General features: G+C 60.6%; 16 protein-coding genes and 6 pseudogenes. 17 read left to right on the forward strand and 5 right to left on the reverse strand.

Annotation, left to right across the window (positions count from 1 at the left end):
- Nucleotides 1-293: 293 nt before the first annotated feature.
- The 7 genes and pseudogenes from RS901_RS15140 to RS901_RS15170 form a co-directional block, all read left to right on the forward strand.
- On the forward strand, nucleotides 294-1,535 hold the full coding sequence (locus RS901_RS15140) for an efflux RND transporter periplasmic adaptor subunit (protein WP_316149616.1): 1,242 nt from the start codon (nucleotides 294-296) through the stop codon (nucleotides 1,533-1,535).
- Nucleotides 1,536-1,635: 100 nt separating this feature from the next.
- Nucleotides 1,636-4,821 (forward strand): efflux RND transporter permease subunit, encoded by a 3,186-nt coding sequence (locus RS901_RS15145; protein WP_316149617.1) that lies wholly within the window; start codon nucleotides 1,636-1,638, stop codon nucleotides 4,819-4,821.
- 11 nt (nucleotides 4,822-4,832) lie between these two features.
- Nucleotides 4,833-6,338, forward strand: a complete 1,506-nt coding sequence (locus RS901_RS15150) for an efflux transporter outer membrane subunit (RefSeq protein ID WP_316149618.1) — start codon at nucleotides 4,833-4,835, stop codon at nucleotides 6,336-6,338.
- 187 nt (nucleotides 6,339-6,525) lie between these two features.
- Nucleotides 6,526-6,765 (forward strand): hypothetical protein, encoded by a 240-nt coding sequence (locus RS901_RS15155; protein WP_316149619.1) that lies wholly within the window; start codon nucleotides 6,526-6,528, stop codon nucleotides 6,763-6,765.
- 47 nt (nucleotides 6,766-6,812) lie between these two features.
- A complete protein-coding gene (locus RS901_RS15160; protein WP_316149620.1) occupies nucleotides 6,813-7,529 on the forward strand; it encodes an SDR family oxidoreductase in 717 nt (238 codons plus the stop codon).
- Nucleotides 7,519-8,538: an IS1595 family transposase gene (locus RS901_RS15165; protein WP_316149621.1), complete on the forward strand. Its 1,020-nt coding sequence runs from the start codon at nucleotides 7,519-7,521 to the stop codon at nucleotides 8,536-8,538. Before RS901_RS15160 ends, RS901_RS15165 begins: the two co-directional genes overlap by 11 nt.
- A gap of 23 nt (nucleotides 8,539-8,561) precedes the next feature.
- Nucleotides 8,562-8,681 (forward strand): annotated as a pseudogene (locus tag RS901_RS15170) (SDR family oxidoreductase); the annotation flags it as partial.
- A gap of 877 nt (nucleotides 8,682-9,558) precedes the next feature.
- Here RS901_RS15170 and RS901_RS15175 read toward each other — a convergent pair.
- Together RS901_RS15175 and RS901_RS15180 are read right to left on the reverse strand one after the other, a co-directional pair.
- Entirely contained in the window at nucleotides 9,559-10,113 is a 555-nt protein-coding gene (locus RS901_RS15175; protein ID WP_316149623.1) for a flavin reductase family protein, read from the reverse strand.
- A gap of 36 nt (nucleotides 10,114-10,149) precedes the next feature.
- Nucleotides 10,150-11,477 (reverse strand): annotated as a pseudogene (locus tag RS901_RS15180) (IS4 family transposase).
- 189 nt (nucleotides 11,478-11,666) lie between these two features.
- Between RS901_RS15180 and RS901_RS15185 the strand changes: the two are divergent.
- The 9 genes from RS901_RS15185 (at nucleotide 11,667) to RS901_RS15220 (ending at nucleotide 18,274) form a co-directional block, all read left to right on the forward strand.
- Entirely contained in the window at nucleotides 11,667-12,182 is a 516-nt protein-coding gene (locus RS901_RS15185) for a hypothetical protein (RefSeq protein ID WP_316149624.1), read from the forward strand.
- Between the two features lie 215 nt (nucleotides 12,183-12,397).
- Nucleotides 12,398-12,793: a MerR family transcriptional regulator gene (locus tag RS901_RS38845; RefSeq protein ID WP_410054120.1), complete on the forward strand. Its 396-nt coding sequence runs from the start codon at nucleotides 12,398-12,400 to the stop codon at nucleotides 12,791-12,793.
- Between the two features lie 43 nt (nucleotides 12,794-12,836).
- Nucleotides 12,837-13,589, forward strand: coding sequence for a transporter substrate-binding domain-containing protein (locus RS901_RS15190; protein WP_316149625.1), 753 nt, complete (start codon nucleotides 12,837-12,839; stop codon nucleotides 13,587-13,589).
- A gap of 175 nt (nucleotides 13,590-13,764) precedes the next feature.
- Complete coding sequence (locus RS901_RS15195; RefSeq protein WP_316149626.1) at nucleotides 13,765-13,983, forward strand: hypothetical protein; 219 nt, start codon at nucleotides 13,765-13,767, stop codon at nucleotides 13,981-13,983.
- Nucleotides 13,961-14,599: a hypothetical protein gene (locus RS901_RS15200; RefSeq protein WP_316149628.1), complete on the forward strand. Its 639-nt coding sequence runs from the start codon at nucleotides 13,961-13,963 to the stop codon at nucleotides 14,597-14,599. Before RS901_RS15195 ends, RS901_RS15200 begins: the two co-directional genes overlap by 23 nt.
- The gene (locus RS901_RS15205; protein ID WP_316153522.1) at nucleotides 14,488-15,555 is read left to right on the forward strand and encodes a PAS domain S-box protein; all 1,068 of its coding nucleotides are present in this window, start codon (nucleotides 14,488-14,490) and stop codon (nucleotides 15,553-15,555) included. The genes RS901_RS15200 and RS901_RS15205 overlap by 112 nt, the downstream gene beginning before the upstream one ends.
- A gap of 85 nt (nucleotides 15,556-15,640) precedes the next feature.
- Nucleotides 15,641-16,024: a diguanylate cyclase domain-containing protein gene (locus RS901_RS38850; RefSeq protein ID WP_410054177.1), complete on the forward strand. Its 384-nt coding sequence runs from the start codon at nucleotides 15,641-15,643 to the stop codon at nucleotides 16,022-16,024.
- Nucleotides 15,964-17,055: a GGDEF domain-containing phosphodiesterase gene (locus RS901_RS15215; RefSeq protein ID WP_316149630.1), complete on the forward strand. Its 1,092-nt coding sequence runs from the start codon at nucleotides 15,964-15,966 to the stop codon at nucleotides 17,053-17,055. Before RS901_RS38850 ends, RS901_RS15215 begins: the two co-directional genes overlap by 61 nt.
- A 526-nt stretch (nucleotides 17,056-17,581) precedes the next feature.
- Nucleotides 17,582-18,274 (forward strand): IS6 family transposase, encoded by a 693-nt coding sequence (locus RS901_RS15220; protein ID WP_316149632.1) that lies wholly within the window; start codon nucleotides 17,582-17,584, stop codon nucleotides 18,272-18,274.
- A gap of 301 nt (nucleotides 18,275-18,575) precedes the next feature.
- Here RS901_RS15220 and RS901_RS15225 read toward each other — a convergent pair.
- Nucleotides 18,576-19,510, reverse strand: a pseudogene (locus RS901_RS15225) (IS110 family transposase); the annotation flags it as partial.
- 73 nt (nucleotides 19,511-19,583) lie between these two features.
- Here RS901_RS15225 and RS901_RS15230 point away from each other — a divergent pair.
- Nucleotides 19,584-20,610, forward strand: a pseudogene (locus RS901_RS15230) (IS1595 family transposase).
- A 508-nt stretch (nucleotides 20,611-21,118) separates the two neighbouring features.
- Here the strand turns inward: RS901_RS15230 and RS901_RS15235 are convergent.
- Together RS901_RS15235 and RS901_RS15240 are read right to left on the reverse strand one after the other, a co-directional pair.
- A pseudogene (locus RS901_RS15235) lies at nucleotides 21,119-22,239 on the reverse strand (IS110 family transposase).
- A gap of 130 nt (nucleotides 22,240-22,369) precedes the next feature.
- Nucleotides 22,370-23,170, reverse strand: a pseudogene (locus RS901_RS15240) (IS110 family transposase); the annotation flags it as partial.
- Nucleotides 23,171-23,188: the final 18 nt, after the last annotated feature.

Consider the following 23,188-nt stretch of genomic DNA (forward strand, 5'->3'; position numbering starts at 1 on the left):
TAGAGCAAAGCTCCAGAGTGCTTGCCTGATTCTCTCTAACTGGCGCCAGCGTGCGCCGGTGCAGCGCACGCCGGAGCGCGCGCACGGCTGTCCTGAAACTCCGCATCCGCAGATTTGGAGAAATGGGCAAGCGTTGGCGACGAACGGGCATTCGCGGATCGGGTTGTCCTTCCTAAGATTCGCTGCATCGATGGCGGGCCGTGTCGCGACGTCCCCCGATGCCGAGTTTTCCCCTTGCCTTTCCCTTGTCAATGTCCGGGCGTCGCACGACGGCGCTGGAGCGGAGCTAGCAAATGAAACGAGTCAAGCAAATGCACATATTGGCCCTGGCGGCGCTGGCCCTAGCCGGCGCCGGCGGCGCCCTCCTGTGGACTGGCCCGCACAGCGGCGAAGCCCGCGCGGTCGCGCCTGCGCCGGTCGCTGCGGTTGAAGTGGCTGCAGCGCTGGGCCAGACCATTACCGAATGGGATCAGTTTTCCGGCCGCCTGGAAGCGGTGGACCGAGTCGAAATCCGGCCGCGCGTGGCCGGTACGATCGATGCCGTGCACTTCCGCGAAGGCGCGCTTGTGAGGAAGGGCGATCCGCTCTTCTCCATCGACCCGCGCCCCTATTCCGCGGAAGTGGCCCGCGCCGAAGCCGCGCTGGCCGCCGCGCAGGTCCGCGCCGCCCACGCCCAGAGCGAACAGGCGCGCGCCCAGCGGCTACTGGACGATAACGCGATCTCGCGCCGCGAGTCCGATGAACGCATCAACGCCGCGCGCGAGACCAGCGCCAACGTGCGCGCTGCGCAGGCGGCACTGGATGTGGCGCGCCTGAATCTAGCCTATACCCGCGTCAGCGCGCCGGTATCCGGCCGGGTCTCGCGCGCTGAAATCACCGTGGGCAACCTGGTGGCGCCGGGCGCAGCCTCGCCGCCGCTGACCACGGTGGTGTCGGTGTCCCCGGTCTATGCCAGCTTCGAGATCGACGAGCAGAGCTACCTGCGCTACACCGCATTGGGTGCAGCCGCGGCAGCGAGCGCGCGCAGCGAGCAGGGCAGCGTCCCGGTGATGCTGGGCTTGGTTGACGAAGAGGGCCATCCGCACGCGGGACACCTCCAGTCAGTCGACAACCGGCTCGACCCGAAGAGCGGCACCATCCGCGTGCGCGCAGTCTTCGATAATGCCGATGGCCGGCTGATGCCAGGGCTTTACGCCCGCCTCAGGCTGGGCGGCGGCGCCCCGCATGACGCTGTGCTGATCAGCGACCGGGCTGTCGGCACCGACCAAGGCAAGAAGTTCGTGCTTGTGGTGGACCCTTCCAACCGGCTGTCATACCGCGAGGTAACGATGGGTCCCTCATACGAGGGGCTGCGCGTGATCCGCGCCGGTCTGAAGGCGGGCGAGCGGATCGTGGTCAACGGGCTGCAACGGGTGCGGCCCGGTGACACCGTCACGCCCACGACGGTACGAATGATGGCGCGCCCAGGAGCTGCCGTGGCGCCGGCTGGCGAGCGCAACGCGTCCGCACAGCGCTTTCCCGAGCCGGCTGCCTGATCCCCCGCAGTCCCACCGCCAGTTTTTCCCTGGTCCTTGCTATCGCGCCCGCATCCGCGGGCGCGACGGGGAGGGCATTGCCCGCTGCACGGAGTCCATCATGAATTTCTCCAGATTCTTTATTGACCGGCCGATCTTTGCCGGCGTCTTGTCGGTGCTGATCTTACTGGTCGGCGCCATAACAATGTTTCGGTTACCCGCCTCGGAATACCCGGAAGCGGTGCCGCCATCGGTGGTGGTGCGTGCGCAGTTCCCGGGCGCCAATCCGAAGGTGATCGCAGAAACCGTGGCCACGCCGCTGGAAGAGCAGATCAACGGTGTCGAGGACATGCTCTACATGTCGTCGCAGTCCAACAGCGACGGTCTACTCACGCTGACCGTGACCTTTAAGCTCGGCACCGATCCGGACAAGGCCCAGCAGTTGGTGCAGAACCGCGTCTCGCAGGCCGAACCGCGCCTGCCGGAAGACGTGCGGCGCCTGGGCATCACCACGGTCAAGAGTTCGCCGGACCTGACCATGGTCGTGCACCTGGTCTCACCCGACGACCGTTATGACATGACCTACTTGCGCAACTACGCACTAATCAACGTCAAGGACCGCCTGGCGCGCATTCAAGGCGTGGGGCAGGTGCTGATGTATGGGGCCGGCGATTACGCCATGCGGGTATGGCTGGACCCCGAGAAGATGGCCGAGCGCCAACTGGTTGCCGCCGATGCGGTCAAAGCCATCCGCGAACAAAACGTGCAGGTGGCGGCCGGCGTGATTGGCCAGTCCCCGTCGTTGCCGGAGGCCGACCTGCAGCTTTCAATCAATGCGCAGGGTCGCCTGAGCACAGTGGAAGAGTTTGGCGACATCGTCGTCAAGACTGCACCGGATGGCGCAATCACGTACCTGAAGGACATCGCGCGCATCGAACTGGGCGCCTCGGAGTACGCGCTGCGTTCGCTGCTGGACAACAAGCCCGCCGTCGCGGTGCCAGTGTTCCAGGCGCCCGGGTCAAATGCCATCCAGATCTCGGATGACGTGCGCAAGACCATGGAAGAACTGAAGCAGAACTTCCCCGAGGGGCTTGAGTACCGCATTGCCTACGATCCCACCCAGTTTGTACGGCACAGCATTGACGCAGTGGTGCACACGCTGTTTGAAGCCATTGCACTGGTGGTGCTCGTGGTGATCTTGTTCCTGCAGACCTGGCGCGCGTCGGTCATCCCGCTGCTGGCAGTGCCGGTGTCAATCGTCGGCACCTTCGGGGTAATGCATGCTTTCGGCTTCTCGATCAACGCGCTGTCGCTGTTCGGGCTGGTGCTGGCCATCGGTATCGTGGTCGATGACGCCATCGTGGTGGTGGAAAACGTCGAACGCAATATCGAGGAAGGACTGACGCCGAAGGAGGCGACCTACAAGGCCATGCGCGAGGTGAGCGGCCCCATCATCGCCATCGCGCTAACGCTGATCGCGGTGTTCGTGCCGCTCGCCTTCATGGGCGGCCTGACGGGGCAGTTCTACAAGCAGTTCGCGCTGACGATCTCGATCTCGACCATCATCTCTGCGTTCAACTCGCTGACGTTGTCGCCGGCGTTGTCGGCCCTGCTGCTGCGCTCGCATCACGCACCCAAGGATGCGCTGACGCGCGCCATGGACCAGGTACTGGGTGGATTCTTTGCCCGCTTTAACCAGCTCTTCCTGCGTGGCTCGGGCAAGTACGCCACGGGCGTCAAACGCGTGCTGTCTCGCAAGACTGCCGTGTTCGGCGTCTACTTCGCCCTGGTCGCGCTGACCGCCGTGCTGTTCCAGGTGGTCCCCAAGGGCTTCGTGCCCGCGCAGGACAAGCAGTACCTGGTGAGCTTCGCCAAGCTGCCCGATGGTGCCTCGCTTGACCGCACCGAAGCGGTCATGCGGCAAATGTCGGAGGTGGCGATGCAGCATCCCGGCGTCGAATCCACGTTGACCTTCCCGGGCCTGTCGATCAACGGCTTCACCAATAACCCGAGCGCGGGTATCGTCTTTGCGATGCTCAAGCCCTTTGACGAGCGCAAGAGCGCCGACCTGTCGGGCGCGGCCATCGCGCAGCAGCTCAACCAGAAGTACGCGGCGATCCAGGACGCGTTTATCGCGGTGTTCCCGCCGCCGCCCGTGCAGGGCCTGGGCACCATCGGCGGCTTCAAGCTGATGATCGAGGACCGTGCCGCGCTGGGCTATGACGCGCTGTTCGAGGCCACCAACGCGTTTGCCAACAAGGCGCGCGCCACGCCCGAGCTGACCGGCATCTTCAGCAACTACCAGGTCAACGTGCCGCAGCTCGACGTCAGGCTGGACCGCGTCAAGGCCAAGCAGCTGGGCGTGCCGGTGACCGAGGTGTTCGACACGCTGCAGACCTACCTGGGCTCGGCCTATGTCAACGACTTCAACAAGTTCGGCCGGACCTACCAGGTCAAGGTGCAGGCAGACGCGCCGTTCCGCGCCCATGCCGAGGACATCCTGCAACTGAAGACGCGCAACGCCGCCGGCGACATGGTGCCGCTGTCGTCGCTGGTGCAGGTCAAGCAAGGCTTTGGTCCGGACAGCGTGGTGCGCTACAACGGCTTTACCGCCGCCGACATGAACGGCGGGCCCGCGCCCGGGTTCTCGTCGGGCCAGGCCCAGGCCGCGGCCGAGCGCATTGCCGCCGAGACGCTGCCCAAGGGCATGAAGTTCGAATGGACCGAGCTGACCTACCAGGACATCCTGGCCGGCAATGCGGGGGTGTGGATCTTCCCGCTGTGCGTGCTGCTGGTGTTCCTGGTGCTGGCTGCCCAGTATGAAAGCCTGACGCTGCCGCTGGCGGTGATCCTGATCGTGCCGATGAGCCTGCTCGCAGCAATGACCGGGGTGTGGCTCACGCAGGGCGACAACAACATCTTCACGCAAATCGGCTTCATTGTGCTTGTGGGCTTGTCAGCGAAGAACGCGATCCTGATCGTGGAGTTTGCGCGCGAGCTGGAGCATCACGGCCGCACCGTGGTGCAGGCCGCGATCGAAGCCAGCCGCCTGCGCCTGCGCCCGATCCTGATGACCTCGTTCGCTTTCATCATGGGCGTGGTGCCGCTGGTGATCTCCACCGGCGCCGGCTCCGAAATGCGCCATGCCATGGGCGTGGCAGTGTTCGCGGGCATGCTCGGCGTGACTTTCTTCGGGCTGTTCCTGACGCCGGTGTTCTATGTGGCGCTGCGCCTGCTGGCCACGCGCGGCCAGCGCCGCGCGGCTACGCAAGAGCAAAGCGCGCAACTGACGGCATCGGCTGAATAATGGTGATCAACATGAATGCCCCTGCATTTTTGACAACAAACTGGCTGCATAAGCTGCCCAAGCTGGCGACGCTGGCCGCAGCGCTGGTCCTTGCGGGTTGCTCGCTGGCCCCGACCTACAAAGTGCCCGAAACGGCCACCGTGCCGGCCTTCAAGGAGGCCGAGGCCGCCCAGGCCGAAGGCGCGCAATGGAAGACCGCGACGCCGGCCGAAGGCCAGCATCGCGGCGACTGGTGGAAGATCTTCGGCGATGCCGAACTGGACCGCCTGATCGACGCGGCTGGCAGTTCCAACCAGGATCTGGCGATTGCCGCTGCCCGCCTGAAGCAGGCACGCGCCTTCACAGGCGCCACTGAGGCGGACCTCTACCCGCAACTGAGCGTCGGGCTGGACCCGACGCGCAGCCAGCCGTCGGCGGCCTCGCAGGGTCTGCCCGACGGCACGCGGGTCTCGCCGCAGACGGTGCTGAAGGCGCGCGCCTTCGCCAGCTATGAGCTCGACCTGTTCGGCCGCGTCGCGTCCAGCGTCAACGCCGCCCGCGCCGAAGGCGAGGCGGCGGAGGACCTGTATCGCTCGGTGCAGCTGGCGCTGCAGGCCGACGTGGCGCAGGCGTACTTCGCGCTGCGCACGCTGGACAGCGAGCGCGACCTGCTCAACGCCACCATCAAGCTGCGCGAGGATGCGCTGTCGCTGCTGAAGAAGCGCTATGACGCCGGTGAAACCACCGACCTCGATCCCGCCCGTGCCGAAGCTGAGCTCGGCACCGCGCGCGCGGACCTGGCCGGCATCGAGCGCCGCCGCGCCAACCAGGAGCACGCGCTGGCGGTGCTGACCGGCGTGCCGCCGGCGGCATTCTCGCTGCCGGCGCGCCCGTTCGACGCCGCGCCGATCGCGGTTCCCGCGGGGCTGCCGTCCGAGCTGCTGGAGCGCCGCCCCGACATCGCCGCGGCGGAACGCCAGATGGCCGCGGCCAACGCGCGCATCGGCGTGGCCAAGGCGGCGTTCTTCCCGCGCATCACGCTGACCGGCCTGTTCGGCTTTGAATCGGCGGACCTGTCGAACCTGTTCAAGTGGTCATCGCGCACCTGGATGCTGGGGCCGCTGATCGGCTCCACCATCGCACAGACCGTATTCGATGGCGGGCGCAACAGCGCCAACCTCGCCGGTGCCCGTGCCGCGCACGAGGAAAGCGTGGCCGGCTACCGGCAGACCGTGCTGGTCGCATTCCGCGAAGTCGAGGACAGCCTGGCCGACGTGCGCTGGCTGAGCCAGCAGGCCGGCGCGCTGGACAGTGCACTTGGCGGCGCCAGGCGGGCGGCGCGGATCTCGCGCAGCCGCTATGACGCCGGCGCGGTCGATTACCTGAGCGTGATCGACGCCGACCGCACCGTGCTGCAATCGCAGCGCCAAGCCAATCAGGTGGCCGGTTTGCGCGCTCTGGCAACGGTTTCGCTCGTGCGGAGCCTCGGAGGTGGCTGGGAAGCATCTAAGGATCGCGACATGGCTGAGACCCCATGATGCCCTGAGCAAAAAGAGAATTAGGCAAGCATCGCAGAGCATCGTTCATTCTCCGCGGCGCCTCCGCTTCCTAGACTTTAAGGCAAGGAGGCTCGGACCGCTAACGCTCTTAGAGCAGCGCAAGCAACTAGCCTTCGACTAGCACTGTTTCAAGCTGCAACTTTCAATTTTCATCTGGAGCATCTTCATGAGAGTCCTTATCACACGCACCATCCTGACCGTCGGCGCTACGGCGATGATGGCGGCTATGTACGCCATGCCGGCCCATGCGGCAGTCGAAGACAGGTTCGATACCTTCACGCAGGGTGGTCGGGCCGTCGACCCCCGCGAGTTCGATGCTTTCAGCGAGGGCGCACGTAAGCCTGACCCCTTTACCGACGGTGCCCGAGAGCGCGACGTCTTTGCCGAAGGTGGCCACTCCCGTTGAGGAGTGCGCACTTATACAACTTCTCTAATCGTTGGAGTTTAAACAACATGCAAACCAAAAATATCGAACGTGATTTGGAAGGCCGCGTGGCCATCGTGACAGGCGCTGCCGGCGGAGTCGGGCGAGCCACCGTGGAACTGCTGCATGCCCGCGGAGCACGCGTGATCGCCGAGGACATCAAGTCGGATGTTCGTGACTTGGCGATCGATAGCGAGGTGCTGCCGCTGGTGGGCGACGTATCGCTTGAGGCAACAGCTCAGTCCGCGGTAAGGCTGGCCATGGAGCGGTTCGGTCGCCTGGATATTCTGGTCAATAACGCCGCGCGGATTGTTAACCACCTGGTCACCGAGACCAGCGTGGAGGATTGGGACAGCATTATGGCAATCAACGCTCGCGGCATGTTTGTGCACGCTCGCGAAGCGCTGCGCGTGATGGTTCCGGCCAAGCGAGGAGCGATCGTTAACTTGGGGTCCTATGCATGCGTAGTGGCGTTGCCTACCATTGCTGCGTATGCGGCGTCTAAGGGCGCGGTCGCGCAACTAACCCGGGTGATGGCTGTGGAGAACGGAGAGCACGGAGTACGTGTCAATGCGGTCGGCCCAGGTGACATCATCACTGGCATCCTGGACGACCAAATGCCAAACGGCCGTGAGTTCTTAGCGGAGCACGGCAAGAATAATCCGTGCTTATCCGGTTGTCTCCCAAGCCTTCTACCGATAGTATGTTGGGCATCTGTGCCAACCCGGGGCAACCATGGTTATTGACGTGCTTGACCGAGGCGATCTGCCGTTTCCAGGCTCGCTGCCGGAGTTTCAGCGGATGTTTCCAGACGAAGCGGCATGCATGGCCTACCTTGAGCGCGCTCGATGGAGCGATGGGTTCATTTGTGACCACTGTGGCTTGCTTGGTGAGCCGTATCGCTTTGCCAAGCGCCCCGGCGTTTTCCGTTGTCGCCATTGCACACGCGACACGAGCCTCACTGCTGGCACCGTCATGGAGCGCACGCACACACCGCTGTCGGTTTGGTTCTGGGCGGCGTATCTGGTCGCCAGTCAGACGCCTGGCATGTCGGCCGTTCAGTTCCAGCGCCAACTCGGCCTGTCGCGTTACGAGACCGCCTTCCAGATACTCCACAAGTTGCGCGCCGGCATGGTGCGCCCCGACCAGGATCGGATCGGTGGCAAGCCTGAGGAACACGTCGAGGCCGATGAGGCCTACGTCGGTGGGCGCGGCAAAGGCAGGGGCGTGCACGACATGGTTCTTGTGGCCGGCGCTGTCGAGGTTCGGCAACGCAAGCTTGCCGGCAGCCGCAACAAACGCAAGAGCGCACGGTATGCCGGACGAGTTCGGCTCGCTCTGGTTCCTGACCGAAGTGCCCGGTCGCTGGACGGATTCATCGAGCGTACCGTTGCATCCGGCGCAACCATCATCACCGACGACTGGAGCGGTTATGCCAAGCTGGGCGAGCGCGGCTATGGCCATATCGCCATCGCGCAGCGCGGTGACATGCAAGTGGCCGAAACCTTCCTGCCGATCATTCACCTTGTGTTCTCCAATCTCAAGACCTGGCTGCGCGGTATTCATCACGGTGTCAGCCCGCAGCACCTACAAGCCTATCTCAACGAATTCACTTTCCGCTTCAACCGCCGTTTCTATCCCTTCAACGCGTTTCGCTCCCTGCTCGGCATCGCTGGTGACGTCACCGCGCCGACCTATGCCGAGCTCTATGCCAAAAAATCGCTACCCACTACATCTAGTAGGTCTGGGAGCTAACCGGATAAGCACGGAATAATCTTCTGGGCCGCGCCGCACAACCCGCCGAAATCGCCGAGGTCATCGCTTTCCTTGCTTCGGACAGGTCCAGTTTCATCACCGGCGCGTTGGTGATGGCTGACGGCGGGCATACTGCGGTCTAAGGCCCAAATGTCGTAGGAGATCTAAGGAATTGCTGATCAACGAGGTCTTCTTCGTATGACGCCGCCACGGCTTTAGCTTTGGCGTTTCACGATGAGGGAGAAGCTGGCAATCTTCGCCATGCTTTTCCCTCGTTTCAGGCCAGTTTTGGTGCGCTTGCGCGCCAGGACTGATTGCCAACAATAGCTTCCTGGCAAGCCACCAGATTCGCCAGACCAAACAGGCTAAAAAAATGCGTTGTTTTCTTAACCAGGCAGTGTCCGTAATCACGGCAAAGACGCCGGGAAATGGAGCCTCCGGAAATCGCAATGACCAAGTGTTTGTCTGTGTCAGCTACCGCCTTTCACGACGCGCGGCACTAGTACGCGAAGCTGGGACAGCACCAGCCTTGCAGCTCGCTAAATCGGATGGTGACGTGTAACGCCCAACGCAATCATTCTGGTAAGTTGTGGTTCAACGATCTCCACTGCGGCCAGCGGACCATTCTTTACCTCCTCATCGACAGCGAGCAATGGCAGTATGGGACGCGTGGCCAGACAACGCGACTTCCTTCATGGAGGTGGTCAGCGACTCCACCTCAAGCGCGACATCCGGCGCTATGCCTTGCTGGCGGGCATGCTGGCCCATGGCAAAGCGAAGGCCGTTCGGCGTGGGCGGCAGCACAAGCGGCACGCCGTCCAGCCGCTGGAGTTGACCGCTGAAGCCTTCGGTGACGCGCGGGCGAACCCCGGGTGTCCTATCGAGGGCGTGATGGACTTCAGTCTGAAAGCGCTCATCACAGCCATAAGGCCAGCTGCGATGCCGCTGAGCTCCATGGATGTCGTCAGTCAGATTTCGTCCAGGATTTCTTCGAGCAGGGGGTGGTTGGCACCAATTTGGCTAATCCATGAGGTAGCGCCAGCGCGTCATGTGCAGTCCCAGGTCGATCGTTTCGCCATCGACCATGAAAACACCGTCGCCCGCATGATGAATGAGCCTGCGTTCTGCGCGATCTTCATCGAGCCAGATTTTGTTAACCTTCAGAATAAATAAATTGTAACGTCCGGTCAGCGTCTGATCGACGACGCGGCATTCCAGATTGGCGATGCACTCGGCGATAAGTGGTGCCTGCACGGTTTTGGCAGGCAGTGCAGTCAGTTCAAAGGCCTCGAACTTGTTGATATCCTGGCCGGAGCAGTTGCCGATGTGAACGACTTTTTCGGCTAGGTCTATCGTGGGCAATGCGATGACACACTCTCCAGTGTCTACAAGCGCCTGGTAACTAAAGTCCCAGGGGCCAATGACGCATGCGATCAGCGCCGGATCATGCTGTAGCATCATGTGGAAGCCCATGGTCATCACATTGTTTTCCGTGCCAGTGGAGGTCGACACCAATACGATGGGGCCCGATTCGAGTAACCGGTATGCCTTGGAGGGCGGCATCGTCTTTAGCATAGGATTCTCCTTTTAAGGCATTTCCTTATACGGAAGTCATGACTCTTCCCGCAGTGCTTGAATGGTGAGGGCGGCGTCCATGGTTCTCTGCATGCCGATCCAAATCGTCTTTGCGCCGGGCTCGGCATCGCTCTTGCGCCCAAGGAACCCACCCAGGGAAGCAACCAGCCGAATCATCTGATTGAGTGTGACCGGTGTCTTCGGGCGAGCTTTCTTGGCAAGCACGTATGCTCCCCGAATTTCGTCAGCGTCGAAGAACACGGACGCATCCAGATCCGGGCAGGTTCTGCCCAATCGCATCAGCCGGGCAATGCGCCACGCCACCACCATATACAACGCCAAGGCCCGCTCCACACGATCCATCTGCGATAGCTGTAGCGCTTCGACCTTGCAGCCAGTCTTCAGGACATGGAAGAACATCTCAATCTCCCACCTGGCCCGATACCATTCAACCAGCTCGATGACGGCATCGGCATCCTGTGCTTCACGGTTCGTCACCAATCGCCAAACCACTGGCTTGACGCCCGCGGGCGCTTCGATCTCCTTGCCTCTACACAGGTGATCTCCGCGCCGACCAGACCCGGCAGCTTCACACGTTGGGAGCGTAGCTCCTGTTTGACCTCGCGCGCCTTCTGGCCTGCACGCCCCGGCAAGATAAAGGTGATTTCCCCGAGTACCGGGCTGGCGCCGACGCTATCCCACAACTTGCCGCCCTCAGCAAGGTTGCGGTTGTGTTGGCTGCGGATCAGCCAGTCGGCTGGTTGGCCAAGTTCCTGGGCGCGCGCCATCAATTCGGCAATATCACCCTCGCGGTCCGTCACATACACCAGTCGTGTCCTGGGCAATGGCGCGGCTTGTTCCGCAACGCGTTCATACCCTTCTATCCAGCGTACGCTTTCCTTGATCCCGCCGCGGTTGCCGTCGGCGTCCTTCGGTTCCCGAGCCCACATCCAAGCATCGATCACCCCAAGCGGTTCCCGGTCTGGCGTCACCGCGTAGGTCGGATGGAGATACATGCCCCGCTGGGCTTCGTAGCTCAGCGGCCCCAACCCCTCCATCTCCTGGCCATTAAAGTTCAACTCGGTCGAATCAGCGATGCACAGCACTACCGGAAACTGCGCAGCTCTGTCCGCCGTGCGTTCCCAATGCGGCTGCATCACGTCCCGCCAATCGATCTGCTCATTGCCGAGAAACCGATATGCCCCAACGGTTTGCGACCAGTCGTCGCATGCGCCGGGGATGCTCGCCGTGGGCAGGGCCGCAAACCGCTTGAGCAATTCCTTGGCGCGCCGATCCCGCCGCGGATCACCAAGATCCAGACTCTCAAATTCCTCGTCCACCCATGCCCCCGACTCGTTGCTCATTGCTGCGCGAAAATTCGAGTAAACGCGAGTCTGGCGAAGTTAACAACCCCTTACCTCGAAAATTTCGCAGCCTCAGGCTACATGCTCGGCTGCCGAGGCGGTCCTACTTCTGTATAAGGGAATGCACTTATCCTCCCGTTGCCGACTATGCCGTCATCGGCAACACGCTGCCACGCGGATGGCGCAGCCGTGAGCACTATGGTCGCTGGGATCGCCTCATCCGATAGCGAAATGCGGCGAATTTTGGGCTACGGCGTTGCCGCTTTGGCCATTAGCCGGCAAGCCTTTGTCATCGGACCTTTTCATCGGGCCTCGCCCTCATGCATCATGCCAAACAATCATCAAGCCATCATTAACATCTCCCGCCTTGACAGCCTTGACGTCCTGATAGCGTCGCTCCAGGCGAGCGTAGCCTTGCAACGGCGCCGTCTCAAGCGCAATCGGCCAGGAGCAGCGGAGGATTGGCGGAGGCGCAACTTGCTGGAAGTGCAACTCGCAGCGCTCGCCGCTCTGCGGGCGGTACGCTTCGGTCTAGTCGAATCGGCGGCGGCACGCAGACTTGATGGCGCTGCAATTCAAGATCAGGCCAAATGGCGGCTGTCTCTGCCCCCGGAGCACTATGTCCGGTGGTCGCCGTTGTGGCGAATTGCGCCTGACCGGGCGTTCTCAGCTATTTATCATCAATTGACCCACAGCCTTACGTAAATGGAAGGGCAGCGATGCTGTAACTCCGATTGCCGGAACGAGGAAATCACGAGTGATGTTGCATTTTCGATAACTTGTGATCTTGTTAACGTTTTGTTACAGTCTATAAAAAAATAAATTCATCCTGCTGGGTCAATATTGAATCTCCGGACTAAGAGTCCCTGCCCTCTGCGCATAAAGACTCTAACTCCGTAGTGAACTACAGAGTCAAGCTGGTGAGTTACACGATTGGTCAATTGGCGCAGCATGGGGGTGTCGGCGTTGAAACCGTCCGCTACTATCAATCCTTGGGTTTACTGAATGTTCCTAATAAGCCACATGGTAGTCAGCGCCGGTATGAGGCCGCTCACCTCCGGCAACTACGTTTAATTCGCCGTGCCCAGAGTTGTGGGCTTTCTCTTGCTGACATCGGGATTCTCGTTGGGCGGGATTCCTCTTGTCAGACAATCTGTGGCGTGATCGCACGGCGTCTAGCAATGATCGAAGCCAAGCTATCCGAATTTCAGACAATGAAAGCCGAGTTGCACGGCCTTCTGAATCAATGTTCCAATGCGGCTCCCGACTCCTATTGTCCAGCACTGGACCAGCTTGCGAATAAAACACCCAGCTAATGATCCGAACCTCCCTCCGATCCTGGTTGTCGAGGATGTGCTAATGACCTTCTACTCGGCAGGCATGCATTTGATTAAGCTGTTGCGACGGCCTTACCTCTTGGCGGCCACGCTGGCGGGCCTAGTCACTGTGTCGCTAGCAATATTTGTGTTCGACATGAACCATGAGGACACGCTGACCCGCTATCAACGTGGCCAAGCGTTGCGAGTAGGGTACGCCATCGAAGAACCATTCGCGATGGTCGAAGCAGATGGCAGAGTTACCGGCGAAGCGCCGGAGGTCTTGCGTCATGCTTTGCGCTCCCTCGGCAGGGAGAATGTGGTATGGATGCAGGCCGATCTCGCTAGTCTCATTCACGAACTCGAGAGCGGTCGCATTGACATCATCGCCGCCGGCATGTTCGTCACGCCTGCGCGCGCGCAGCGCGTGCTCTTCACTCGCCCAACGGCAACAATTCAACCAGGGTTGTTAGTTCGTTATGGCAATCCTCTCCATCTTCGATCGCTAAGTGACTTAGCAGCGCTACCGACCGCAAAGCTGGCCATTATCGATGGCTCGGTCGAGCAGCAGTTGGCGCATAAAGCCGCTTTGTCAGATGGGCAAATCCAAGCCTTTCCGGACGCGGCTGCAGCGGCGGCTGCAGTTAGAACAGGCCTTGCAGATGCTTTGATGCTCTCATCCGTATCGCTGCATTTCCTGATGCCAAGGGCAGAGGCTGGCGTATTCGAACTCATTAGGCCGGATACCGCGCGCGACCAATATTCCCCTGGCCCCCGGCCTTTGCCATGCGGCTAGAGGATAAGCGACTACGCGATGCTATCGATCATGCCTTGGCGGACTTCGTGGGTAGCCCCGCGCATCTGGAACTGATGCGGCGGTTCGGGCTTCTCGCCGACAATATTGCAGTTGCACCGGGCGCTCCATGACAATGACCAGGCATTCGAACCAAACTCCGGGTACGGTGCCACTCTTGGCAGCGCTCACGGTGTTCGTCTGCATCACGGCGGTGCTGATGGCCTGGTCAAGTTACCGTTCCGATCAGACCTTACGCGAAGGCTTGATCGCCCTCGACCGTCTGTCTGAGAGCCGCCGCGCGGCCACTGCGGCCGAGCTGCACCTGGAGAGTATCCTAAGTGGCGATCCTTCCTCGACCCAGGGTCTGCTGATTGCAAGTCTCGCTCGCGCGTGAGGCCGGCCGTGGCCTGGTGGAAGGGAACGGCCAACTTGCTGATTTCGCCGTCACGCAGCGCTCCACCGTCCGCATCGATGCCGCCGCAATCGCTTATGGTGTCAAGCTCGAGAGGATGGCTGCTGCCATTCGTCAGAGGCTCGCTAATCCACGCAGTACTACGCAGCTCGAATTGCGGATGCATTACAGAGCGGTCGAGCAAGCGGCGTCAGAAGTGGAGAGCATCCTGTTTCGAGAGATCGCTGCCCGGCGTAGCGCATTGCATCGGCTCGATGCATTGAATATCGCGCTTGTCGGCCTGCTGACACTGGTCCTGTTTGCGTTACTCGCGCGATCCGAGCGACGTCGTGCCGGTGCCCTGGAAGAACTCTCCGAGAGGGAGTCACAGCTTCGCGCCTTTGTTTCGGCGATGCCTGGCGTATCTTTTCTGCTCGATGCTGAGGGCGGTATCTTGAAGTATTTGGCAGCGAGACCGAGCTACTTCTTCAGCCAGCCACTGCGATCCTGCAACGCAAAATCACGGATATCTTGCCGGCAGACGCCGCCGACGGCTGCCTCAGTGTCGTCAGGGGAACGCTCTCTAGCCGACGCACCACGGCATACGAATACCGGTTGACAATCGATGGAAGCGAACGCTGGTTCGATGCCCGCGTTGCTCCGATTGGTAATACCGACAGCGTGATCTGGCTGGCGTGGGACGTCACCGAACGGCACTGCGCCGAACAGCGTGTGCGTGAACTGTCTCGCCTATACGGCTTCCTAAGTCACGTGAACCAGGCAAGCATGCACGCGACCACACGGGAGATGCTGTTTGAATGTGTGTGCGATGCTGCGTTGCGATTCGGCGGGTTCCGCCGGGCCTGGATCGAAGAGTTCGATAGTGTCGGCATAACAACGCGCAAGGCAGACACTAAGGCCACCGTCCCTAATTCGGTCGATCTCCGCAACGGCGATCCGATCAATGCCTGGAGCCGCGGAGAAGTCGTTTATATCACCAGCTTTCGGGATGATGACATCGCTCCGGAGTGGGCGATCGGAGATTTGACGGGCGGCATGAGCGCCTGCGCCGGTATTCCATTGCGGTGCGATAAGGAGCTCATCGGCGTGCTCCATCTCGCCAGCGACGCGCTTGATCTCAAACGTAACGAGGAAGTGGATCTGCTGCGAGAGATCGGCGGCGACATCTCCCTTGCGCTGACTCGCCTCAATATTGTCGCCAAGCATGCTGCACAGGCCGCCCGGATTCACCTGCTGGCGGCAGCCTTAGAAAGCTCGCGAGACGGCATCATCATCATGGATCTGGATACCCGTATCGTTTCGGCCAACCGCGCGTTCAGCAATTTAACTGGCTATGACGAGGTCGAAGCAGTAGGTCATCCCCTCAGTCTTCTGCGCTCGGACATGCACCCGGTCGAATTTTATCGGGAGATGCACGATACACTTGCGCGCGAGGGCTACTGGCAAGGGAAGTATGGAATCAAAGCAAGAGCGGCAAGGTACTGCCGCACTTCCTGTCTATCAGCACCGTCACAGGCGACAACGGGAAAGCTGAGCATTATGTCACTGTATTGACCGACTTGACACGTTGGAAGCAGGCTGAGAATCGGCTGGAGCTCTGACTCATTTCGACCCATTGACGGATCTGCCGAATCGCCTCTTGGTCCGTGCGCGCTTAGAGCAATCGCTTGCCGTCGCGCAGCAAGGCGGCCATCGCCTGGCAGTACTATTCATCGATATTGACCATTTCCAAACGATCAATGGTGGCCTCGGTCACGCCGTGGGTGATGCATTGTTAGTTGCAGTCGCACAACGTTTGCAGGCCCAGATGAGATCTCACGACATCCTCGGCCGGCAAAGCGGAGACGAGTTTGTGGTGGTTCTCCATGACATGGAAAACGTCCGTGGGGCGGATGAGTTCGTCCGCCAACTCATTGAGGTTTTTCTGCGCCATTCTGCTTGCCAACGGTCGGCGAGTTGTTCGTGCAGGTTAGCATCGGCGTTGCGGTCAACCCAGAGCATGGCAGTCATGCTCCGGAGTTGATCCGAAATGCGGAAGCCGCTATGCACGAAGCGAAACGCTCAGGTCGTGCCACCTGGCGTACCTATGCACCGGGCTTCACCTCTGCAGCCAACTCTAGACTGGCTCTAGAGGCGCGCTTGCGACGAGCGCTACGGCAGGGGCTGTTCGAACTACACTACCAGCCGCTGGTCAACTTGGAAGATGGCAAGGTCATCGGGGCCGAGGCCTTGGTTCGCCTGCCGCGGGACGGCGGAAGCGAAGTCGGCCCGTCCGAGTTTATTCCCTTGCTGGAAGACACCGGTTTAATCTTGCCGCTCGGCGCGTGGGTCCAACGCGAGGTCTGCCGTCAAGGCCGACAATGGCTTGATGAGGGCAAAGCAATCGAGGTGCTTGCCGTCAACTTGTCCGCTACGGAGATTCGCAGCGGTCATGTCCAAGGGCAGTTGCGGGACATACTCGCAGAGACAGGTTTCCCGCCAGACCGATTAGAGCTTGAAGTCACCGAATCTGGCCTGATGTCGCGCGGCAGCCAGGCGGTCGAGTTTCTGCGCAGCCTGAAATCGCTGGGTATCAAGTTGGCCCTTGACGATTTCGGCACAGGCTACTCCTCGCTAGCCTATCTAAGGCGCTTCCCTGTTGACAAGTTGAAAATCGATCGCAGCTTTATCCGGTATGTACCTGACGAAACCGGAGACATGCAACTGGTGGCCACCATTGTCGCGATGGCAAGGGGTTTCGGTCTGCGCGTACAAGCCGAAGGCGTAGAAACCGAAGCCCAGCGACTCTTCCTGAAGAAACTCGGGTGTGATCTTTGGCAGGGATACCTGTGCAGCCCGCCGCTACCAGCAGCGGCCTTTGCGGACCGCTTTCTTTCCTCGACGGGGCTCCGAATGAGGATGCGTAGGGATATCTCCACGATGCAGGCAAAAGCAGGTTACACAGAGCGTCAATTGTCCCCGGTGATTGATAATCTTATGCGCATTGCAGCATTTTTTGCACCTTTTTGGACCGATCCGACCAAAATCAACAATACCTACTTGTGCACCAGGTGACCCGATGACTCTATGCGCCCGTCTCTCCTTGCCTCTTGTAACCTTGCATACAGCGAGCCCCAATGCCAGGGAGATTCTCGACGGTGTTAGAGACGAGGTCGGCAGTATTCCCAATATGTATGCGGCGATGGCCAACGCACCGGGGTTGTTTGATGCATACCTTTACAGCTACACCCAATTCCGTCAGGAGTGTTCCCTGACGCCACTGGAACAAGAGGTGATACTCTGGCACTATCCGTTGCCAATGGCGGTTCCTACTCAGTGGCGATGCATAGCGGCATCGCCACTACCGTCATCAACGCGCCCCCAGAAGTCATAAATGCAATTCGTGACGGGGGGGCGTATTGGATGCAAGGCTTCACGCGCTGGTGGACTTCACACGTGCAATGTTCGTCCATCGAGGGCGACCGAGCACAGTCGAACTAAAAGCATTTCTCGATGCCGGTTACAGTGAGAAGAATGGGTTCTGTTGCAGTAAGCCTTCGGTAGAATTGCCAAGTGTGAAATTCAGCATGTGTGATCGGCCATGAATCCGGAAATCGCGAAGGTACTGAAACGTCTGCATTACCCGCTGGAGGTGATGCTGACCTGCGTGCGCTGGTACGTGGCCTACCCGCTGAGCCTGCGTCATCTTGAACAGATGATGGCCGAGCGTGGCATCTCGGTGGACCATTCGACTGTGCACCGCTGGGCGTTGAAACTGCTGCCGGCACTGAACAGGATCTTCCGCCGGCACAAGCGCCCGGTGGGCAAGAGTTGGAGAATGGACGAGACCTACATCCTGGTGCGCGGCCAGTGGAAGTACTTGTACCGGGCCGTCGACAAGGCGGGTCACACCATCGACTTCCTGCTGTGTGCCAAGCGCGACAAGGCCGCGGCGCGGCGCTTTTTCGAGCGGGCCATCGCGCAGCACGGTCAGCCCGACACGGTCACGATCGACGGCAGTCCCGCTAACCTGGCGGCACTGCATGACCTCAACGCCGGGCAGGAAACGCCCATCGCCGTTCGGCAAGTCAAATACCTGAACAACGTCGTCGAGCAGGACCACCGGGCCATCAAGCGCCTGACCCGGCCGATGCTGGGGTTCAAGGATTTTCGCTGCGCCCGCATCCTGCTGGGCGGCATCGAGCTGATGCACATGATCGCCAAGGGCCAGATGCAGAGCCCCCAGGGGAGCAATCCGTCCGCTGCTGAGCAGTTCTACTCCCTGGCTGCATAAGCCGCAGCACAGCAGAGGGCGCGTCACACCTCAACCCGCTTACCGCGACAGAACCCTCTGACGTAACAGGTTGGGTTGCTGCTTTATATCCGGCCTGGTTGCAGCGTGGTTGGCTGCGGGCCCCGATGAAATCCGCTGACTCGCACCTCATTTCCCGTAAGAGCTCGAAGCTCTGAGTCATATACAGGTTTAGCAAGTCACGGTCCGACCTGATTCGTCATCACACTCAATCGCCAACGCAACCTCTTCAACATATCCCTCCGACGCGGACGGTTAATGTTCTCTGCTCGGCGTACGCCGTTCATGCGGGTTTCACACTTACGAAATCCTTCTCGTAGTGCCGATCATGGGCAAGGATCGCCCAGATTGTACGAGCCATTTTGTTAGCCAAGGCTACGAGTACAACGTTCGGTGGTCGGCGTTTTCCGATGCGCTCAACCCATGCCCCGGGATCCTTCGCGTTGTACAACACACCGCGAGCGCCGTGAATCAATAGCGTGCGCAGATACGTGTCCCCCTTTTACTGATCCCCAGCAAGAGCACCTTGCCGCCGGAACCAGTTTGTCTGGGTACCAAACCGAGCCAGGCTGCAAACTCGCGTCCCGATCTGAACGACTTGGGGTCTCCCATCGTCGCCACGGCTGCGGTCGCTGTCAGCACGCCGATGCCCGGGATGTCGATAATCGCCTTGACAGCCTTATCCTCTCGCATCCATTGTCGCAGCCGCCGCTCGATTGCGGCGATCTGCTCGTCGAGCTTCCCCAGACCGTTCCACTGCTCTCGCAGCGTGTCGATCAGCACGGCCGGCAGGCGTTCGGCGACCCGTGCCAGCACAATCGGCATTGCCTTGTCCAGGGCAATGCGGCCCCGGCCCATCACTTCGCCATACTCGGTCAGCAGACCGCGCAGATTGTTGATCTGCATCGTGCGGAACTTGACCATTTGTTGCCGCATCCGGTGCAGTGCCAGCACGGCCTGCTGCCCTTCAGTCTTCACCGCTACCGATTTTCCGGGCTGCTGCACTGCCAGCCAGATTGCGCGCGCATCGGCTGGGTCGTTCTTGTTGCCAATGTTGAAGGCCTTGACGAATTTGGCGGGCATCAGCTTCACTTGGTGACCCATTGTGACGAGCCGCCGCGCCCAGTGCTGCGACCCACCGCAGGCTTCCATGCCGATCAGACAAGGTTCGCGATTGGAAAAATGCTCCAGAAAGACTGCTCGCTTAAGACGTTTGCTCCGTGCTTATCCGGTTGTCTCCCAAGCCCCCTACCGATAGTATGTTGGGCATCTGTGCCAACCCGGGGCAACCATGGTTATTGACGTGCTTGACCGAGGCGATCTGCCGTTTCCGGGCTCGCTGCCGGAGTTTCAGCGGATGTTTCCAGACGAAGCGGCATGCATGGCCTACCTTGAGCGCGCTCGATGGAGCGATGGGTTCATTTGTGGCCACTGTGGCTTGATTGATGAGCCGTACCGCTTTGCCAATCGCCCCGGCGTTTTCCGTTGTCGCCATTGCACACGCGACACGAGCCTCACTGCTGGCACCGTCATGGAGCGCACGCACACACCGCTGTCGGTTTGGTTCTGGGCGGCGTATCTGGTCGCCAGTCAGACGCCTGGCATGTCGGCCGTTCAGTTCCAGCGCCAACTCGGCCTGTCGCGTTACGAGACCGCCTTCCAGATACTCCACAAGTTGCGCGCCGGCATGGTGCGCCCCGACCAGGATCGGATCGGTGGCAAGCCTGAGGAACACGTCGAGGCCGATGAGGCCTACGTCGGTGGGCGTACTCGCGGCAAAGGCAGGGGCGTGCACGACATGGTTCTTGTGGCCGGCGCTGTCGAGGTTCGGCAACGCAAGCTTGCCGGCAGCCGCAACAAACGCAAGAGCGCACGGTATGCCGGACGAGTTCGGCTCGCTCTGGTTCCTGACCGAAGTGCCCGGTCGCTGGACGGATTCATCGAGCGTACCGTTGCATCCGGCGCAACCATCATCACCGACGACTGGAGCGGTTATGCCAAGCTGGGCGAGCGCGGCTATGGCCATATCGCCATCGCGCAGCGCGGTGACATGCAAGTGGCCGAAACCTTCCTGCCGATCATTCACCTTGTGTTCTCCAATCTCAAGACCTGGCTGCGCGGTATTCATCACGGTGTCAGCCCGCAGCACCTACAAGCCTATCTCAACGAATTCACCTTCCGCTTCAACCGCCGTTTCTATCCCTTCAACGCGTTTCGCTCCCCTGCTCGGCATCGCTGGTGACGTCACCGCGCCGACCTATGCCGAGCTCTATGCCAAAAAATCGCTACCCACTACATCTAGTAGGTCTGGGAGCTAACCGGATAAGCACGGTTTGCTCATGATCTCGCCGGAGTCCTGGTCGACCCAGTGCACCTGAAAGACGCTTTTTGCAATGTCTGCTCCCACTGGCGTGAGTTTCATTTTGAATCTCCGGTTGGTCTAGGATCCTCATCATCCCCCCAGACGGCCAATGCCTCTACCTCGCCAGAATCCACCGTGGTTGGTGGGTACCGCCTCCCAGGTGGGAGGCGTTCATTCCATTTCCCGTGTCAATAGGGTGGGTTTTCAGGTCTTCTTCTTCATAGGCGTTCACGAATTTCCTGAAGGGCGGCGTAGCAGTAAATGTCGACGGTGGATCACGCTGATATTCGCGGGTTGGCTACCGCATTACAGAGGTCCGTCTCATGAGCCTGCCGCTTTCTTGCTCCGCAAGTCGGCTGATGCCGTTGCCAAACGCGGACGCGGGTTACTCGAATACCGGGCTACGCCGCCCCTCAGGAAACTCTCCCAAGTGTCTGTCAGGTTACGTCTACTGCTACGCGCTGCTAAGCGCTGCGCGCTACGGCCAGGGTCATGCCTAATCGCCCAATGTCCCAGATGAAGCCGACCAGCTCGCGAGCGACAGCAATGACCGCCACGTGTGCGCTCTTGCCTCGCGCCACGAGTTTGCGGTAGCGTCGACACAGCCGCAGCTGTGCGTCCCAGGCTCGATCTATGATGGCCTTGGGAATGCCTTCATGCCGACGCTGAATGTCAATGCTCACGCGGGCCGGATGTCGATAGCTCCAGGCTGATTCGACCAGTAGCTTTCTTGCGTAGCTGTTGCCGGTCTTGGTGATGCTGCCCTGGCGCCGTTTTGCACCTGAGGAATGTTCCGAGGGGTGACACCGATCCACGCCATCAGTTGCCGTGGATGCTCAAAGCGTGACAGATCGCCTAGCTCGGACACCAATCCCACCGCCGACGTGAACTGGATGCCGCGCATGGTTTGTAAGGCGAGCACTGCCGGGAAGAACCGCCAGTCGACAACGGCTTCACGCAGCGCCACCTCTAGCCGTTCGCATTGCGCCAGCCTGTCCTCAATGGTACGGCGATGTTCGTTGAACGCCAGTTGTTGCCAGGTACTATCGAACGAAAACGTGCTCAGCCAGCGCCGGTGGGCTGGGCCCCAGTTCGCACGACCGAGATAATGGACGCCGTGCGAAAGCAGGAAAGACTTCAGCCTTTGTCGTGCCTGCTTGAGATCCTCCCTGGCCGCAGACCATGCTCGCGCCAGGTCCCGAAACGCTTCGTCTTCTACGGTCGGTACATGCACGGCGGAGAGATCGCCTGCTCGCAGCGAGCGCACCAGCTTGATTGCGTCGCGCCGGTCGGTCTTGACGCGTTCCCCAGGCTTGCGCGGGATTAGCGACGGCGCACACATCATGCAATCGAGCCCCTTCGCGACAAGGTTCCGATGGAGGCCATATCCGCACGGACCCGCCTCGTAGACTACGGAGACACGCCCGGCCTTTGACTGCAGCCGCTTACACAGACGATCTACTTCGGCCTCCGTCGTCCCCACCTTGCCGAGCAGCTCCACCTCGCTCATGCCGATCGCGTAGGCAACCGTGATCGAATCCTTATGAACGTCCAGTCCCACGTACAACGTGCTATCGTCTTTCATGCTGGCCTCCGCGTCGGAAAGAACCGTTGAGTAGGGGCTTCGTGCTCACTCAATGCGGCTCTGGCAGCAATGCTAACCCGCGCCTACTTCCCCACGGCGGCCAGCCTCGCTGCGACGGGAGTCATACTGACTTGCTGATGCCTAGCAGCGTCACCTTGCCGCCTGAGCCCGTTTGCTTCGGCACAAGGCCGATCCAGGCCGCGAACTCCCGTCCCGATTTGAACGACTTCGCATTGCCCATCGTCGCCACTGCAGCGGTCGCCGTCAGCATGCCGACGCCCGGAATTTCCGTAATCGCCTTGACCGCTTTATCCTCTTGCATCCATTGCCGCAACCGCCGCTCGATTTCTGCGATCTGCTCGTCCAGCTTCACCAGCCCGTTCCACTGCTCACGCAGCATTTCGATCAACAATGCCGGTAGGCGATCCGATACCCTGCCCAGCACAGACGGCATCGCCTTGTCCAACGCAGCCCGGCCCTTGCCCATCACTTCGCCGTATTCGGTCAGCAGTCCGCGCAGACTGTTGATCTGCATCGTGCGGAACTTCACCAGTTGCTGTCGCATCCGATGCAGCGCCAGCACTGCCTGCTGTGCTTCAGTCTTGATTGCCACCGCTTTGCTCGGTTGCTGCACAGCCAGCCAGATCGCCCGGGCATCCGCTGCATCATTCTTGTTGCGGACGTTGAACGCCTTGACGAATTCCGCCGGCATGAGCTTCACTTGGTGCCCCAACTTTGCGAACTGCCGCGCCCAGTGTTGCGCACCACCACACGCCTCCATGCCGATCAGGCAGGGTGCACGGTTCGCGAAATGCTCGAGAAACTTCGCTCGCTTGATCGGCTTGTTTACAATCTCTCCAGATTCCGTATCCACGTAGTGCACCTGAAACAGGCTCTTTGCAATGTCGATCCCAACTGGCGTAAGCTGCATTTCTGACCCTCCGGTTTG

This window comes from Cupriavidus sp. BIC8F (assembly GCF_032465815.1).
GTDB classification, from domain to species: domain Bacteria; phylum Pseudomonadota; class Gammaproteobacteria; order Burkholderiales; family Burkholderiaceae; genus Cupriavidus; species Cupriavidus necator.

Coding starts and splice junctions, on each gene's coding strand:
- RS901_RS15175 (WP_316149623.1), bottom strand. CDS start 10,113: ATGCTAAAGACGATGCCGCCCTCCAAGGCATACCGGTTACTCGAATCG.
- RS901_RS15140 (WP_316149616.1), top strand. CDS start 294: ATGAAACGAGTCAAGCAAATGCACATATTGGCCCTGGCGGCGCTGGCC.
- RS901_RS15145 (WP_316149617.1), top strand. CDS start 1,636: ATGAATTTCTCCAGATTCTTTATTGACCGGCCGATCTTTGCCGGCGTC.
- RS901_RS15165 (WP_316149621.1), top strand. CDS start 7,519: ATGGTTATTGACGTGCTTGACCGAGGCGATCTGCCGTTTCCAGGCTCG.
- RS901_RS15190 (WP_316149625.1), top strand. CDS start 12,837: ATGACCTTCTACTCGGCAGGCATGCATTTGATTAAGCTGTTGCGACGG.
- RS901_RS15150 (WP_316149618.1), top strand. CDS start 4,833: ATGAATGCCCCTGCATTTTTGACAACAAACTGGCTGCATAAGCTGCCC.
- RS901_RS15155 (WP_316149619.1), top strand. CDS start 6,526: ATGAGAGTCCTTATCACACGCACCATCCTGACCGTCGGCGCTACGGCG.
- RS901_RS15160 (WP_316149620.1), top strand. CDS start 6,813: ATGCAAACCAAAAATATCGAACGTGATTTGGAAGGCCGCGTGGCCATC.
- RS901_RS15220 (WP_316149632.1), top strand. CDS start 17,582: ATGAATCCGGAAATCGCGAAGGTACTGAAACGTCTGCATTACCCGCTG.